This is a genomic window from Providencia sp. PROV174, from assembly GCF_028480685.1.
GTDB classification, from domain to species: Bacteria; Pseudomonadota; Gammaproteobacteria; order Enterobacterales; family Enterobacteriaceae; genus Providencia; species Providencia rettgeri.
This window is the reverse complement of the sequence record NZ_JAMPOT010000007.1, coordinates 224,306-241,134: the sequence shown is the minus strand read 5'-3', so window position 1 is coordinate 241,134 and position 16,829 is coordinate 224,306. Positions and strand designations below refer to the sequence as shown.

General features: G+C 39.3%; 13 protein-coding genes. 1 reads left to right on the top strand and 12 read right to left on the bottom strand.

The features are described from left to right. Positions 1 to 243 precede the first annotated feature (243 nt). The gene (gene mfd / locus PSE60_RS04705; RefSeq protein WP_272664691.1) at positions 244 to 3,687 is read left to right on the top strand and encodes a transcription-repair coupling factor; all 3,444 of its coding nucleotides are present in this window, start codon (positions 244 to 246) and stop codon (positions 3,685 to 3,687) included. A gap of 70 nt (positions 3,688 to 3,757) precedes the next feature. Here the strand turns inward: mfd and umoD are convergent, their stop codons facing one another. The 12 genes from umoD to tmk form a co-directional block, all read right to left on the bottom strand. Next, positions 3,758 to 4,354: a UmoD family flagellar biogenesis regulator gene (gene umoD, locus PSE60_RS04700; protein ID WP_210837775.1), complete on the bottom strand. Its 597-nt coding sequence runs from the start codon at positions 4,352 to 4,354 to the stop codon at positions 3,758 to 3,760. Between the two features lie 583 nt (positions 4,355 to 4,937). Next, the gene (locus PSE60_RS04695) at positions 4,938 to 6,242 is read right to left on the bottom strand and encodes an NAD(P)/FAD-dependent oxidoreductase (RefSeq protein ID WP_272664690.1); all 1,305 of its coding nucleotides are present in this window, start codon (positions 6,240 to 6,242) and stop codon (positions 4,938 to 4,940) included. Between the two features lie 417 nt (positions 6,243 to 6,659). Beyond that, positions 6,660 to 8,279 (bottom strand): bifunctional metallophosphatase/5'-nucleotidase, encoded by a 1,620-nt coding sequence (locus PSE60_RS04690; RefSeq protein WP_110731989.1) that lies wholly within the window; start codon positions 8,277 to 8,279, stop codon positions 6,660 to 6,662. A 35-nt stretch (positions 8,280 to 8,314) separates the two neighbouring features. After that, positions 8,315 to 9,667: an OprD family outer membrane porin gene (locus tag PSE60_RS04685; RefSeq protein WP_210837779.1), complete on the bottom strand. Its 1,353-nt coding sequence runs from the start codon at positions 9,665 to 9,667 to the stop codon at positions 8,315 to 8,317. Positions 9,668 to 11,040: 1,373 nt separating this feature from the next. Continuing rightward, positions 11,041 to 12,063, bottom strand: a complete 1,023-nt coding sequence (nagZ, locus tag PSE60_RS04680) for a beta-N-acetylhexosaminidase (RefSeq protein WP_272664689.1) — start codon at positions 12,061 to 12,063, stop codon at positions 11,041 to 11,043. A gap of 64 nt (positions 12,064 to 12,127) precedes the next feature. Then, positions 12,128 to 13,030, bottom strand: coding sequence for a phosphotransferase (locus PSE60_RS04675; RefSeq protein WP_272664688.1), 903 nt, complete (start codon positions 13,028 to 13,030; stop codon positions 12,128 to 12,130). Continuing rightward, on the bottom strand, positions 12,993 to 13,571 hold the full coding sequence (lpoB, locus tag PSE60_RS04670; RefSeq protein WP_272664687.1) for a penicillin-binding protein activator LpoB: 579 nt from the start codon (positions 13,569 to 13,571) through the stop codon (positions 12,993 to 12,995). Before lpoB ends, PSE60_RS04675 begins: the two co-directional genes overlap by 38 nt. 2 nt (positions 13,572 to 13,573) lie before the next feature. Continuing rightward, positions 13,574 to 13,966 (bottom strand): YcfL family protein, encoded by a 393-nt coding sequence (locus PSE60_RS04665; protein WP_210836217.1) that lies wholly within the window; start codon positions 13,964 to 13,966, stop codon positions 13,574 to 13,576. A gap of 19 nt (positions 13,967 to 13,985) precedes the next feature. After that, a complete protein-coding gene (gene hinT / locus PSE60_RS04660; RefSeq protein ID WP_036957623.1) occupies positions 13,986 to 14,336 on the bottom strand; it encodes a purine nucleoside phosphoramidase in 351 nt (116 codons plus the stop codon). Positions 14,337 to 14,376: 40 nt separating this feature from the next. Then, positions 14,377 to 15,168 carry a metal-dependent hydrolase gene (locus PSE60_RS04655; protein WP_210836220.1) on the bottom strand — a complete coding sequence of 264 codons (792 nt, stop codon included), beginning with the start codon at positions 15,166 to 15,168 and terminating at the stop codon, positions 14,377 to 14,379. Between the two features lie 12 nt (positions 15,169 to 15,180). Continuing rightward, complete coding sequence (holB, locus tag PSE60_RS04650) at positions 15,181 to 16,173, bottom strand: DNA polymerase III subunit delta' (RefSeq protein WP_272664686.1); 993 nt, start codon at positions 16,171 to 16,173, stop codon at positions 15,181 to 15,183. 24 nt (positions 16,174 to 16,197) lie between these two features. Beyond that, positions 16,198 to 16,827, bottom strand: a complete 630-nt coding sequence (gene tmk, locus PSE60_RS04645) for a dTMP kinase (RefSeq protein ID WP_210836222.1) — start codon at positions 16,825 to 16,827, stop codon at positions 16,198 to 16,200. Positions 16,828 to 16,829 lie beyond the last annotated feature (2 nt).

The window sequence follows — 16,829 nt, the reverse complement described above, 5'->3', positions numbered from 1 at the left end:
TGTTCAGCGATAATAAAGGGTACGATTGATGAATGGAACCACTCGATGGTTTTTTTTCTGCTTTGAATGCCTTTTTGTCTGACTTTCAGACGAATTACGAGTTAAAACAGATTGTTTTGTTACGAATTTTGTAGTTTAACTATCCATTAATTAACTTAACTATTTTTCGTGCAAAAATTGGCTATATTTGTGCTAACTCTTGTTTAACTGCTTACTAACCGCTGTGAGATACCGAAGATTTCTATGTTGTCAAAATTTCGTTATGAACTCCCTAGTCGTAGTGGCGATGTTCGCCATTTAGGTTGCCTTATCGGGGCGGCTGGTGCACTTGAATGTGGAGAAATAATACAACGTCATCAAGGGCCTGTTATCATCGTGACACGTGATATGCAAAATGCATTACGTTTAAGAGATGAAATTCAACAGTTTACAAAACACCCTATAGAGACACTTTCTGACTGGGAAACATTGCCATATGACAATTTCTCCCCTCATCAGGAAATTATTTCTCATCGTTTATCGACACTATACCGCTTATCCAGTTTACAAAAAGGCGCGTTAATTCTTCCTGTCAATACACTGATGCAAAAAGTCTGTCCTGCTGACTTTTTAACTAGTCATGCCTTAGTGATGGCAAAAGGTGACAAACTTTCTCGAGATAACTTACGTAATGAGCTCGATAACGCTGGTTATCGCCATGTAGAACAAGTTTTAGAGCATGGTGAATATGCCACTCGTGGCGCTTTACTCGATTTATTTCCTATGGGAAGCTCATTGCCATTTCGTATTGATTTCTTCGATGATGAAATTGATAGCTTGCGAACTTTTGACGTTGACTCGCAACGAACACTCGAAGAAGTAGAACAAATCAATTTACTGCCAGCTCATGAGTTTCCGACCGATAAAGACGCTATTGAACGTTTTCGCAGCCAATGGCGCGAGCGCTTTGAGGTTCGCCGTGATCCAGAGCATATTTATCAGCAGGTCAGTAAGAATACCTTACCGACAGGTATAGAGTATTGGCAGCCTTTATTCTTCCCGCAGCCACTACCATCGTTATTTGAGTATTTACCGCCATCAAGTTTAATTGTTTCGCAGAGCTTACAAGAAGCGGCTGAACGCTTTCAGGTTGATACTCAGCAGCGGTATGAAAGCCGCGGTGTCGACCCAATGCGCCCATTGCTCCCACCTTCAGAGCTATGGCTAACTGTTGAACAACTTAATCAATCGTTAAAAAAATGGCCTCGTATTCAATTATCACCCGAGTCTCTGCCCAAAAAAGCGGCAAATACCAATTTAGATTACCTGCCATTGCCAGATATCAGCACACAGGGGCAAAGTAAAACACCGCTCGAAAAATTGCGGCAGTTTACTGAACAATTTGATGGAACCATTGTTTTTTCTGTGGAAAGTGAAGGCCGGCGTGAAACTGTTACCGAGCTCTTAGCACGTTTAAAAATTCGCCCTGATATTATTCAAAGCTATACTCACCCTACTGACAGCCGATTTGCCATCACAATTGGGCCCGCTGAACATGGTTTTATTCAATCCGATATCCATAGGGTATTAATTTGCGAAAGCGATTTACTTGGGGAGCGTGTTGTTCGCCGCCGAACAGATAGTCGCCGCACCATTAATACCGATACCCTCATTCGCAATTTAGCTGAATTACGCCCTGGGCAGCCCGTTGTTCATATTGAACATGGTGTAGGTCGTTATCAAGGTTTGATTACGTTAGAAGCAGGTGGTATTAAAGCTGAATATTTAATTTTAACCTATGCGGGCAATGATAAACTGTATGTTCCAGTTTCTTCACTCCATTTAATTAGCCGTTATGCGGGTGGGGCTGATGAAAACGCCCCATTGCATAAATTAGGTAGTGATAGCTGGGGGCGAGCCCGTCAGAAAGCTGCAGAAAAAGTGCGCGATGTCGCGGCTGAACTTCTTGATATCTATGCACAACGTGCGGCTAAAGCTGGCTTTGCATTCAAGCATGATAAACAGCAATACCAAGAATTTTGCCAAGGCTTTCCTTTCGAAACGACACCTGACCAAGAAGTCGCTATCAATGCCGTTCTCAGCGATATGTGCCAACCCTTAGCCATGGACCGATTGGTTTGTGGCGATGTAGGCTTTGGTAAAACCGAAGTGGCAATGCGAGCCGCATTCCTAGCGATTAATAATAACAAGCAAGTTGCCGTTTTAGTGCCTACGACACTACTTGCCCAACAGCATTACGATAATTTTAAAGATAGGTTTGCTAACTGGCCTGTCCGCATCGAAATGTTATCACGCTTTAAAACAGCGAAAGAGCAACAACAAATTATTGCACAAACTGCTGAAGGTAAAGTTGATATTCTAATTGGTACCCATAAGTTACTGCAAAGCGACTTAGTATGGAAAGATTTAGGCTTACTCGTCGTCGATGAAGAGCACCGCTTTGGTGTCCGTCATAAAGAACGCATCAAAGCCATGCGTGCAGACGTTGATATCTTAACACTGACAGCCACACCGATCCCTCGTACTCTCAACATGGCCATGAGTGGCATGCGTGATTTATCGATTATCGCCACACCACCTGCTCGCCGTTTGGCTGTGAAAACCTTTGTTCGCCAATATGATGACTTAGTTGTCCGTGAAGCAATTTTACGGGAAACCTTACGTGGTGGCCAAGTTTATTACCTCTACAATGATGTTGAAAATATTGAAAAGGCAAAAGCACGCCTCGAAGAATTAGTCCCTGAGGCACGTTTTGTTGTTGGACATGGTCAAATGCGTGAACGTGAATTAGAGCGCGTCATGACGGATTTCCATCATCAACGTTTTAATGTATTGATATGCACTACAATTATTGAAACGGGTATTGATATACCAACAGCGAATACTATTATTATTGAGCGTGCTGACCATTTCGGGTTAGCTCAACTCCACCAACTGCGTGGCCGAGTAGGACGTTCTCACCACCAAGCTTATGCATACTTGCTCACACCACATCCAAAAGCGATGACCACTGATGCTCATAAACGCCTTGAAGCCATTTCTTCACTGGAAGATTTAGGTGCTGGGTTTGCTCTAGCAACTCACGATTTGGAAATTCGCGGTGCAGGTGAATTACTTGGTGAAGATCAAAGTGGCCAAATGACCACGATTGGTTTTACCCTCTATATGGAACTGCTAGAAAGTGCTGTTGATGCGCTAAAAGAGGGGCGCGAACCTTCATTGGAAGATTTAACTAGCCAACAAACTGAAGTTGAATTACGCATGCCTGTTCTACTGCCAGACGACTATATTCACGATGTGAACATTCGCTTATCTTTCTATAAACGAATAGCCAGTGCAAAAAACAGTCAAGAACTCGACGAGTTACGGACAGAGCTAATCGACCGCTTTGGTAGTTTACCTGACGCAGGTAAATTCCTGTTAGCCAACGCAGCTATTCGATTACAAGCGCAATCCCTTGGCATTAAACGTATTGAAGCCCATGAAAAAGGTGGTTTTATTGAATTTGGTGATAAAAATAAAGTTGACCCAAGTTTTTTAATCAGCTTATTGCAAAACCAGCCACAAACTTATCGCTTAGATGGCCCTGTTCGACTAAAATTTTTCCATGATTTAACAGAAAGAGCCTCTCGACTAGAATTTATTAAGCAATTACTTATCGGGTTTGAAGAACACCAAATTATCTAAGTTTAAAGCTGTAAAATGATAAAAGGCTACTATCGTGTAGCCTTTTATCTCTATAATTTTTATATAATTATTATTCCATAAAACCAAATGTATTTTTATTCGGTTGCAGCTCTAAGACCGCTGATGAGTTTCTGGTGATTGGTAATTCATTTTGCTGCAAACAATAAAATGGTAATAGTTCTTTTATATCACTGCGTATGGTTTCGCATACTGAGTTAGATGATGTTAGCACTAAGCGTCCTTTGTCATCCAAAGGAATAAACATTGATGGCTCGTAGGATGTTCTAACTTTTCCAATCGTTTTGCCAATTTGATATACGACGTCATATCCAACAATAACTAATTCCATTTTTTGTGTGTTAACACAGGTTTGATTTTGCATATCAAACAGAGATGGAAAGCCTTTCCCTTGTAATGCTTCAATCATGAAAATCATTTTGCATTCGCTTTGTGCAGGATGAAACCGAGAAAGAGATTGTTGGTTAAACGTGCCTAAAACTCCTGTTACAGTACAATTTTGGTACTCAACAAGGCGATTAGCTTTGATCGGCTCAACAGATAACACTGTCGCCAATTTCGTTTCAGGTTCTTGGTTGAGTAAAGTCACGAGCAATACAATAATGAATGCCACTACAGTTGCTAATAACAACTTAAATTTTAGCTTCATTGTATTAACCCTTATTAAAATATGCCGCATCTATTGTAACCACAATCTAAAATAATTCGATAATTACGTACTATTTGTATTGTTTTTTGGAATTATCTTAATTTATCATCAAAACAAATATTTATTATAACTGTGTTAGAAACCACAAACTTCACCATTAGTGCAACCTCACATATCCCCTCAATTGAATGCATTGTTTTATGATTAATAATCAATAAGATAGAAAATATAATTTCCATGGTAACTTTTCGTTATATAAATACACTTATACTTAAATTATTTTAAACTTAAGGTAAGCTAAATTATATTGACTCAATTTATATTAATTTTTAGGCTTTAATTTCATTTAAATACAATATATAAGTAATAGTGGCAATATAATCGATATTTAATCTCTTAAATTTGATCTAAATAGTTTTTCCAAGTAATATTTAACATAAATAAGCCTTGACAGATTTAGCTAATATACTTTATTAGCATACATATTTATCATTATAAAATACAAAAAATAATGCACCTGTTATATGAATACACAGGTGCACGGCGCTAATAAAATCCGATTAAACAAGTAACTACTCGTAGATTAATGTAGTTTTAACTTTGGTCGAATAATTCTGTTAATACTACCAACAAGCATCATTAGCCCTGTTTTAATGTAACCATGTAATGCAATTTGGTGCATACGGTATAAAGAGATGTACACAAAACGCGCAATACGCCCTTCGACCATCATATCCCCACGCATTAAATTTCCCATTAAGCTACCAACGGTACTAAAGCGAGATAGTGAAACTAATGAGCCATGGTCTTTATATACATACTCTTTTAAAGGTTTGCCTTTCATTAAAGCGACAATATTGTCATAACAAAGGCTGGCCATTTGGTGGGCTGATTGTGCTCTTGGTGGAACAACCCCCCCTTCCGGCTTAGCACAAGATGCGCAATCGCCAATAGCAAAAATCATATCATCACGAGATGTTTGTAATGTCGGCTTTACTACTAATTGGTTAATACGGTTTGTTTCTAACCCAGCGATATCCTTCATGAAATCAGGTGCTTTAATTCCTGCCGCCCAAACCATTAGGTCTGCATGAATTTTACCATCTTCTTTCGTATTCAAGCCATCTGCATCAGCGCTGGTTACCATAGTTTTCGTCAATACATTCACACCTAACTTATTCAGTTCTTGGTGTGCGGCACTTGAAATTCGCGGAGGTAAAGCGGGTAGGATACGTTCGCCTGCTTCAACTAATGTGACATTCAGTGCATCCGTATCTAACCCTTTAAAACCATAACTCGTTAGTTGCTCAACTGCATTATAGAGTTCTGCTGATAACTCAACCCCCGTAGCTCCACCGCCAACAATGGCAATATTAACGCTCTCTTCTGCGTTATCGCGTACTGAATAACGTAAAAATAGATTTAACATTTCATCGTGAAAACGGTGCGCTTGGTGTGGGTTATCTAAGAAAATGCAATGTTCTTTAACACCAGGTGTACCAAAATCATTCGAAGTACTGCCTAATGCCATGACTAAAATATCGTACTCAAGCTCACGCAAAGGAACTAATAATTCACCATGCTTATCATAAAGTTCACCGAGAACGACTGTTTTATTTTCACGGTCAATATTTGTTAGTGAACCCAGTTGGAAATTGAACGCATTATGGCGAGCATGAGCCAGATAGCTTATCGCATCGACGCCATCATCTAACGAACCTGTCGCAACTTCATGCAATAACGGTTTCCATAAATGGCTCGGGTTGCGGTCAACCAACGTAATTTGTGCGCGTTTCTTGCGGCCCAACTTACGGCCTAAACGCGTTGCTAGTTCTAATCCACCAGCGCCACCGCCTACAACGATGATTTTGGGTTGAGATAAGGTCATAAATCCCTCGAAACAAAATATATTAATGTTATTTAAGATTTCTCATCTAGAAAAGCCTTATATAACAATAATTAGGCACAGCTCCTTCCATACCAACTAGAATATCATGAGTGGTCTATTGGTAATACCAAATATTGATTCATATCAATTTAGTTGATTATTATGACTACGATAACATTCGTCAAATCATTTTTTCTACCAAACGAATCGAGTCAGCTTTTTGGTATTTATATCAATCAATCGTTTAAATCCATGAAAATCGTAATGATAATGAGAATTATTATTCTATCATTTTTTTATTTGTTGCGCATAATCAATTACCCTCCACTCATTTTCAGCATACATCTAAATAAAGCACAAAAAAAACTCCAAGGATGATAAACACCCTCAGAGTTTTTCATGAAATATTAAATTTTATTATTTAATTTTCTTGATACGCACATCAGTTGGAACTGAAACTGGTGAGTTATCTTTAAAGTATTGCATTAACGCTTCGTTGTCTGGCAGGCTATAAACACGGTCTTTACCTTGATTAAAGGCAGAGAAGCGGCTACCACCAGTTGCTAAGAATTCATTTGCAGCAACACGATAGCTTTTATTCATGTCTAACGGCTTACCGTTTAATTTCATTGATTTTTGAATAACCTTGTCACCCACTGGACGGCTGTCATCCCACTCGTAGTAAAAACCTTTAGAAACAGGCATAACTTGTGGACGAGCACGATCCCATTGTTGTTCAAGTGCTTGCTTGATTTGAGCACCTGTCAGTGATTGTGTGACAACCACATTAGAGAACGGTTGTACCGTGAAGATATCACCATAAGTCAATTCCCCTGCTTTCATGTCAGCGCGAATACCGCCACTGTTCATAAATGCAATTTGTGCACCGCCCGCTTCTTTACTGGAGGCTGCATATAATTGACCATCTGCAATAATCTTACCTAGGGTAGAATCCCCTGCCGGTAATAATTTTTTATCCACGTTAGCCGTCAAAGACCCCATCACTTGCTGTGAAATAGGTAAGGCAATTTTTTCGTATTTTTGTACGAAGGTGGTTAACTCAGGGTTTTTCTCATAACGGCTAGTTTCAACAGGGATATTTTTTGCATTGATGCTAACAATATCTTTCGTATTTCTATCAATCTCAATATTTAATTGAGACAATAAAGTCCCATTAGATTGAGCAGAAATTACTGTCATTCCATTGATTTCACAATTATAAGCTTGGTGTGTATGACCACTAACGACAAAGTCTACATTAGTATCTAACTGTTTAACGATATCAACAATTGGGCCTTTGATATTATCACAACGATTAATATCTTTAACTTTAGTGTCAACTTGTTGTGTTGCGCCTTCATGGATCAAAACACCGATACTATTAATACCCTGTGCTTTTAATAACTTAACTTGGTTATTGATAGTTTCAACTTCATTTTTGAATTCTAACCCTGCAGTTCCACTTGGCGTTACGATAGCTGGTGTACCTTCTAACGTTAAACCAATAAACGCCATTGGAATGCCATCAAACTCTTTAATAAAGTAAGATGGGAACAGAGTTTCACCTGTTTCTTTAACAATAACGTTAGCGGCTAAGTAGTTAAAGTCAGCACCCGCAAAGGAATCTTTACCCACACAACCTGCGGTTGGGTGGCAGCCACCGTTTTGTTTTCTCAGCAGCTCTTCTTTACCCTTATCAAACTCATGGTTACCAACTGCGCTAGTTTCCATACCAATCGCGCTTAGTGCTTCAATTGTGGGTTCATCATAGAACATTGATGACAGTAATGGGCTAGCCCCTACTAAGTCACCAGCACCAACAACGATAGTTTTATCGTTTTGCGCTCTTAATTGATTAACCAGTGTTGCAATTGACTCAATCCCACCTAATTTACCATCCCCCGGAGCTTGTAAAGCACCATGGAAATCATTAATACCTATGACTTGTACTTTTACGGTATCCGTATTTTTGGGGGCACAACCCGCCAAGAGTGCACCAGAGATAAGCAGTGTGAGTAATCCAATTTTATGTTTCATTTATCCTACCTTTTTTAATCTTTTTCAACTATCGACTACATTTTAAAACGGTAAGTCGTTGTCATTGATCCAGATAACGAATGTGCACGACGTGAGTGCCCATCATATAATTTTGGCGTTGTGTAGTCGTTTTCTTGCTGGTGGTGCCAACCCAGACCGCCACTTAATGACACGGATAGATTCTCAGTTGGTTTCCAATAGCTAAACAGACCAAATTGACCTTGTTTTAATCTTTCACCTTCATATTTAAATTCTGAATAGTTGGTACGGGCACCAACAGACAGTTCTTTGCTAATACGATATTCAGCCGCCATTGCAATCATGGTTTCGCCATCACGTACGTAGTCGATATCTGCATAAGCTGGGGAGTTAAAACGGCCACGCGTGTTACCAATTGGGTTACGCGCAAATTGTCCGACACCGTTCGCTTTTTTCGCTTGGGTGTAAGTTAAGCCTGTGCTTAGCGTCCAAGGCGATTCAGGGATACGCCATTCTGCCGTTCCTGCATAGTGCCAAGCACGTTTATCAAAGTTACGTTTTCCTTTGGCATCATTTTTCTCAGTGCGCTTACCGTCACTACCATATTCATGGTTATAAATCTGCGTACCTAAAGTGACATCTGAAGTCAGTTTATATTTCGCTTCTAAACCTTGTTGACGGAATAAATCATCGGCTTGACCATAGAAATAATAAACTTTCAATGGCTTAGTATTGTAGTTAATTCCACCCGTGATGACATGATTAACATTGTGTCGAACACCGTTAGCATCAGTAAAATACATGGCATCAATATTTGGGCTATCACGACGCATAACTTTTTTATCGAGATATAATAAATCCAAACTCCAATCACTGATCGCAGTATTCGTGTAGTAACCGCTATAGCTGTTCAATGATAAACGCTGTGAATTCGTGAAAATACCCGTATTTTTCAGTGTAAACCAACCTGCTTTGGCATTAAATTTCACTGGCTCAAGGTCTAGTTTCACTTTTGCATAACGTTGACCAATTTTATTGTACCCTTTCGCATGGCCATCATCATTATATAAAATTGCACGGGAGGCGAAGTCTTTACTTGCGCCTAACTTGATACCACCATAATAGGAAGCGTCAAAACCAATGACATCAGCGAAATAACCTGATTTGAAATCCGCTTGAAAGTTTTGACCCCAAGCATTCGCAACTTGTTTTCTATAACGGTTTTCGTCTTTATCAAAACGGTTTTCTGTTTTTAAGTATTTCCACATGTTACGGGTTGACAGCTCTAGCTCCGAATCCGCAATGAATGAATTTTCCTTGATAGAATCTTCCCAGTTACTGGCATTTGCCATTGCTACAGCTAAATAGCAAGGAGAAAGCATTAATAACGCAATATTTTTAACTTTCATTGGAATTAACCTAGTTAATGATTATTTGAATTAATTTTATGCTGTGCCATGTTTCCATGAACAACAAAACACCATTTTTATTTTTAGCTTAATAAAATAATTTCACTTAAAGACAAACAGATACATCCATTTCAAACACATAAGTCATTTTTTAAAAAATTTAATACAGTATTCGTCTGCATTTGTGTTTACTTATTTCTATGAATAGAGGTATCCCTTATAGGGATCACATAAATATATTATTTAATCGATAATGACATGATACCCACATCACGCGTTTATTTAGCTTAAGGTTTAAGTAATGACGCTGCACTTACCCATTAAAAAATAATTATCACTCTATTTCTTATCCATTTTTTTATGACAAAAGATGCCCCTGAGAAATAATCATCTCAAATAAATTTAAATATTTAACTTAAAATACAACTACTAAATTGCTGTTTTTTTTAATTGATTACTTATCACTCTAAATTGTCATAAATCTTTCATAATACGAATGCTATCGTAATTTTATGTCAATTAAAACGATCGCTGTCACAACACGTTACATCAGTTGCATTAAACTACCTATCAATAGTGATATTGGTCACAATTTGTCTTGAGGGGTTCTTAGGGTATAACTCTTTCATTTGGATAGTATTTAATAAGTAATTCATTTATATCTGGTTAAAACACGGATTTAAATGGATATTTGTAATCAGCTTGATACATACAAAGACTCATGAATAAAATATAACCTAATAAAATTTCACATATAAATACATATTGCTGATAGGTGTATAACCAATCCATGAATGTTTTATTTAATTCCTCATAGACGAAAACATTATTCCCCACCATTCAATTTCAATTAAGTAACATTTGACTAAATGATAAGCATGATTTAGTGATTAAATGCCTTTAACTCATCTTATGTTTCATTTATTTAAATTTATCTTAACTTTTGACGGTAATCGATTTCATGATTAAAAGTATCATAATCATATTTAACAACCCCAACCAAATAAAAAAGCAGACCATAATTCAAATTTATAGTCATTTATTTTAAATAAACTAAAAATTCAATTCATAACAAATATAATCATCAATATTTTCATTTTTTTATTTCAAAAAATAATTTTCAAAATGACTATTGAAATAAAAGATTCTCTAGTTATTTTTAATAGTAAAATAAGTATTGATTCACTTTATCTAAAGTAATTTAAAATAACATTGAGATTAACTGTGCAAATATTAATAAAGTTACGGGTAACTTTTACTACGAGGAATACTTTTATTATTCTATTATGCATAATCATGAGCTTTGTGATATGCATTGATACAAAAAAGAAAGGCCAGTAAATAAAATACTGGCCTTTTAGATATCATTGAAATTATTCGCGATATTCTTGCCAACGTGAGTGCAAGTCAACCAGTTGACGATGACTTTCTTTCCAACGCCCAACTGCTTGTAATTCTGTTAAGCTATATTGTCGACCACTATGATATAGCTTAGAAGCTTGGCTATCATGTTGTTTTGGTAAATTATCTAAAACACTGACTGCACCTTCACGGTTATTACAGACTAAAATCATGTCACACCCAGCATTCAATGAAGCCTGTGCTCTCTCGGGATAACTTCCCATAATAGCCGCACCTTCCATCGATAAATCATCAGAGAAAATAACCCCCTGAAACCCAAGTTGCTCTCTCAATACTGATTTTAACCAAAATGGCGAGCCACTCGCCGGACGATCATCAGCTTGAGTATAAATAACATGGGCAGGCATAACCGCATCGAGTAGCTCTCGTTGAATAAAATCTTTAAATATCAACATGTCTTTACCACGGATCTTCTCTAAAGCGCGGTCATCGCGTGGTGTTTCTTTGTGTGAGTCAGCTTTCACGGCGCCATGACCAGGAAAGTGTTTTCCTGTTGTTTTCATTCCTGCACTGCGCATGCCTTTAATAAAACGCTCCGCCATAACCATCGCAATTTCAGGGTCTTCGTGGAATGAGCGTTCGCCTATCGCAATACTTTGATGGCCAAGATCCAGAACAGGTGCGAAACTGATATCAATATCCATGGCTATCATCTCTGATGCCATTAACCAGCCCGCTTCTTCAGCAAGCTTGGCACCATCCATTTCACTATTAAGCGCGGCAAATGCCTGAGCTGAAGGCAATGCCGTAAAACCATCACGGAAACGTTGTACTCGACCACCTTCTTGGTCAACGGCTATCAGCAACCGATGTCTTGATGCATCACGAATTTGGCGAACAAGCTCTCGTAATTGCGCTGCATCATGAAAGTTACGGGTAAATAATATTAATCCGCCCACGGATGGGTGAGCTAATATTTCGCGCTCTTCGTTGTCCAATTCATAACCCTGAACATCTAGCATTATAGGGCCCATAACATGCCTCACTTATTCAACTAATTATCTCAATTCGATACTGTTTTCTGATAGCTTTCAGCCATCAACCTAATAAACCAAAATATTGTCGTAATGACTGTGAGTGTAACAAAAAGTCAGATGACTGGCTTTCATTCCACTGCACTTCATACCACATTAATGTCATATATTTTACCCAAGGTGCCCATGATTGACAGCTTTTCGCCAATTGCTGTTTGTCACGATAAGCACCGTGAATATCACAATATTGCGTCAAGAAAAAATCTCTCTGAATGTCAGTCAGACCATTAAATTGAAAATAGGTTTCTAAAGAAAAAGCGATATCTGTATTGGCTGCATATTCCCAATCCAATAGCATTAACTGCCCTGTTGCTGTGTGAACAATATTTTTTGCATGAATATCCATATGGGCAGGTGCCAGTTTCAACGTTTTGGGAAAAGCATCAGAGGTAAAATGACGATGTAATTTTTTCCAGCGAGGCGAAAACCTTTTTTTATCAATCAAATAGCCATAATGTGATATTTCATCGCGTAGCTGTAAATGATACCCCAGCAGTGGAGTACGATGTAATTGTGTGACTATATTTGCAAGCTCGCACTGAAAACTCGGTAACAGAAAATTATTATTATCAGGGTGTTGCCCTTCACACCACCCTAATAATAACCATTGCGCATTTCGACCAATCACTTTAGGAGTAAATGAATAAGCACGTAATTGCTGTAATACCCGCGCTTCTTTCTTTCGGTCAACGTACAAAGCAGTTTGTGCATTTCCATCAGCGCGCGCGATAAGCTTTATTTCACTACCAGATAAGGGACATTGCAGCAAAAAGCTTCCACCTGATAGCCCGGTTAGCGAAGATATTTTCCAATCATGTACAGGGATTGTCGGAAAACACAACGCTAACAGCCGAAAAAGCGACTGCGGGTTACTCAATATTGTGCTTTCCCGTCCAAATAATTTCACCTGTTTGCACTTCCATCAATTGCATTTCAAGGCTTCTTTCTTTGTTGGAACCTGACATCACGCTGTAGATCACATACTCTGCTTGAACATAACGCCCTAACCCTATCGCTTTGCTGCGGGTTACTAAGCTATCTTCTTGTGATAAACCGAGTGTTTTACGTGCAGAACTTACCACACTGGCAGGAACAACGTTAAAGCGATTCGTATTTTCAACCGCGGTTGTCATGATTGATGTCACAGCCTGTACAGGTAGTGAGCCGTTCGTATTATTTTTCACTGAGTCAACTAACAATACTTTGCCACTTTCTACCCCATCCGCACTCACCATTTGATTAACTAAAGGCGTAATGGAAGCTGACCAATCTATTGTTTGTTGTTTTGGTGGAGTTGGCACAACATCAACGGGTGGTGGAGTCACTTCCGGTTGTTTTTCAGGCTCTACGGGCACTATCGGGGGTTGTGTACCTGGTTGTTGAGGTGGATATGAAGGGCACCCAGCCAAAATTAATGTCGCGGCAGCAACCATTAAGATGCGTTTCATTATTATTCTCCGGCCTTTGGCGATAAAAATACATGAACACGTACATTTGTTGCACGTGGAGAGGAAGTCACGGCACGAACTTTCACAACAGAATTCGCTGCAATTTGCTGATGCATAATATTTGAAGTGTCTACTTTTAACCCTTGCTGATCATACCAATATAAACGATAAGCAATGTTCACCACTTCAGATTGTGAATTACTCATATTGATCGTGGCGATAGTTTGGTGATTTTCATTACCTATCACTGGGTTTTCGACAATGACTCCTTGTGCAAGTACTGCAGGCTCCATAATGATGCGCTGTTGCTCATTAAAAGCCAGTCCTTGTGTCTTTTTAAATACGCAACCACTTAGCAACACGGTTACTAAAGCAAGTAATGCAATACGGTTCATTGTCGACCCCTATACCTTATTATTTCGCCAATAGGGGGCCTAATGGGCGACCACCCACTAGATGCATGTGGATATGAAACACTTCTTGACCTGAATGTTCATTACAGTTCATGATTAAACGGTAACCATTCTCTGCAATACCTTCTTCTTTAGCAATTTTAGCCGCTACAGTAAACAAACGGCCTAACGCAAGTTCATCATCCACAGTAACATCATTAACAGTCGGAATTAATTTATTTGGAATGATAAGAATGTGTGATGGTGCTTGTGGTGAAATGTCACGAAATGCCGTGACAAGTTCATCTTGGTAAACTACGTCTGCCGGGATCTCGCGACGGATAATTTTACTGAAAATCGTTTCTTCTGCCATTTCAATTTCCTTAGTCATTTAATCGTTCTTGTGAACTAATTTATACGTTATTTGTACCAACATTTAAATGAAACAAACGATTGAAGTTTTGCGTCGTAATTTCAGCGAGCTGCTCAACACTAACGCCCTTCAGCACGGCCATGTATTCAATAACATCCCGAACGTACGCGGGTTGGTTTTCCCTACCACGATGAGGAACAGGAGCCAAGTATGGCGAGTCGGTTTCAACTAAAATGCGATCTAAAGGAACAACTCGGGCGGCTTCTCTAATTTGTTCCGCATTGCGAAATGTGACGATCCCTGAAAAAGAGATATACATACCCAAATCGAGCAGTTCCACAGCCGTATCTTTATCTTCAGTAAAGCAGTGTAATACCCCGCCACAATCCATCACGTTTTCTTCACGTAAAATAGATAACGTATCTTCTCGTGCCGCACGAGTATGCACAATAACCGGTTTGTTCACTTCACGACCGATACGAATGTGCTGACGAAAAGACTCTTGTTGTAGTGCCGCGTTTTCTTGCTGGTAATAATAATCCAGCCCGGTTTCTCCTAGCGCAACGACTTCGTTTCCTGCCGCTAATTGTGCTAGTCGTGCAAAATCATATCCCTCATCTAAATTGAGAGGATGAATACCACATGAAAAAGCGATATTGTCACGCAGGCCAATCAATTTCTTCATGCTTTCAAAACCGTGCAACGTCGTTGCAACTGCTAACATGTAGCGAACATCACGAGCCGAGGCCTTTGCGATGACATCATCGACATTCGTGTGTAACTTTTCATAATCTAAACAGTCGAGATGACAGTGTGAATCAACAACAAACATATTTAACTCTTTTTAAAATGTAGGGACAGCCAATGAAGCTTCCCATTGTAATAATTGATTTGTCAGAATCAGTTCCTGATTCAATGCAGGAACTGTCAGTAATTGATGACGGCAATATAACCATTTATCATACATATTTATTAACTGAGTACGATTCATAGCGCCGGCTAATTGTAGGACTTGAGACTGCTGATCTTGGTTGATGCAAAAAGCCCCAGCACCTTGTTGAATTTTAATGGCATCCGCAAATAAGCTGAGTAACCAATTTAAGGCATCCGGCACCTCATCGATATTCAAACTAGGCAGCAAACTCAACATATCACCCGTTTGCAATGCATGGCTTAAACTATGGCATAGTGCATTACGTTTTTGCCAACGTTGTTCGTCCAATAAAGCTAACGCAGAAACCGGGGCGCCTTGGCATATTTTTAATGCCGTTATCGCATTTTCAGTAGCAATACCTGGTTTTTGCTTTTGCAGCCAATAGAGTGCTATTTGTAGATCGGGTGCGGGTAAGAAATGACTTAGACAACGGCTACGAATGGTTGCAAGCAAATCCTCTTGTTTCTCACTTCCTAATAAAAAGTAAGTGTCTTTTGCTGGCTCTTCCAATGTTTTCAATAACGCATTAGCTGCCGCATCTGTCAATGCCTCAACTTGTGGAATATACACCACTTTATTACCACTTTGTTGGGCATGGCGACTCAAGGTTTCAATTAATTTCCTAACCGCATCGACACTAACAGTAGACTTTCCTTTTTCTACCTCAAGAATATGATAATCAGGATGATTGCCTGCAAGCATCAAACGACAACTGTGGCATTGTCCACAGCTTTTTAGCCCGTCTCTTTCTTGGCAAATAAGCCAACGACTAATTCCATAGCATAGCGCTTGCGCACCATTTCCCGGCATTGAATGAAGCAGTAACGCGTGGTGGCCTCGACCGCTTTGGTACGCAGTAATGATTTGTCGGTAAGGTTCATTTAACCAAGGATACCAATTCATGGGATTAATACCTTATGTGGTTTATCAAGCACACGCTAGCCATCCGGTCAGCGTTTGGCGAATATCATGCTGTACTTGCTCAATGTTTTGGCTTGCATCAATCGTGAGTATCGTTTCATCACCCGCGGCCAACTCAAGATAACGGCGGCGTGTTCTTTCGAAAAATGCTAACGACTCTTTTTCAATTCTATCTAATTCACCTCGAGATCTTGCTCGCTGTAAACCTAATTCAGGTGGTAAATCAAGGTATAACGTTAATGAAGGCTTGAAATCGCCCAACACTAAGTCACGTAATGATTGCATCAAATGACGGTCAATTTCACGTCCGCCGCCTTGATAAGCTTGGGAAGATAAATCATGACGGTCACCGACCACCCATTTGCCCGCCGCTAATGCAGGTCGAATCACTGTTTCAACTAGTTGTACACGGGCAGCATAAAGCATGAGCAATTCAGCCTTATCAGTGACTTTATCACCCGCAATACCTTGCTTTACGAGCTCGCGTAATTTTTCTGCCAGTGGGGTGCCCCCAGGCTCACGAGTGAAAACAATATCCGTGATCCCAGCTTGGTTCAACGTTTCTACAACCGTGTTGATTGCTGTCGTTTTACCAGCGCCTTCAAGACCTTCAATAACAATAAATTGGTTTTTCATTT

Excerpts from the sequence above, each read along its gene's own strand:
- umoD (WP_210837775.1), bottom strand. The coding sequence starts at position 4,354 with ATGAAGCTAAAATTTAAGTTGTTATTAGCAACTGTAGTGGCATTCATT.
- hinT (WP_036957623.1), bottom strand. The coding sequence starts at position 14,336 with ATGGCAGAAGAAACGATTTTCAGTAAAATTATCCGTCGCGAGATCCCG.
- mfd (WP_272664691.1), top strand. The coding sequence starts at position 244 with ATGTTGTCAAAATTTCGTTATGAACTCCCTAGTCGTAGTGGCGATGTT.
- PSE60_RS04690 (WP_110731989.1), bottom strand. The coding sequence starts at position 8,279 with ATGAAACATAAAATTGGATTACTCACACTGCTTATCTCTGGTGCACTC.
- holB (WP_272664686.1), bottom strand. The coding sequence starts at position 16,173 with ATGAATTGGTATCCTTGGTTAAATGAACCTTACCGACAAATCATTACT.
- PSE60_RS04665 (WP_210836217.1), bottom strand. The coding sequence starts at position 13,966 with ATGAACCGTATTGCATTACTTGCTTTAGTAACCGTGTTGCTAAGTGGT.
- PSE60_RS04685 (WP_210837779.1), bottom strand. The coding sequence starts at position 9,667 with ATGAAAGTTAAAAATATTGCGTTATTAATGCTTTCTCCTTGCTATTTA.
- lpoB (WP_272664687.1), bottom strand. The coding sequence starts at position 13,571 with ATGAAACGCATCTTAATGGTTGCTGCCGCGACATTAATTTTGGCTGGG.
- PSE60_RS04695 (WP_272664690.1), bottom strand. The coding sequence starts at position 6,242 with ATGACCTTATCTCAACCCAAAATCATCGTTGTAGGCGGTGGCGCTGGT.
- PSE60_RS04655 (WP_210836220.1), bottom strand. The coding sequence starts at position 15,168 with ATGTTTGTTGTTGATTCACACTGTCATCTCGACTGTTTAGATTATGAA.
- tmk (WP_210836222.1), bottom strand. The coding sequence starts at position 16,827 with ATGAAAAACCAATTTATTGTTATTGAAGGTCTTGAAGGCGCTGGTAAA.
- nagZ (WP_272664689.1), bottom strand. The coding sequence starts at position 12,063 with ATGGGCCCTATAATGCTAGATGTTCAGGGTTATGAATTGGACAACGAA.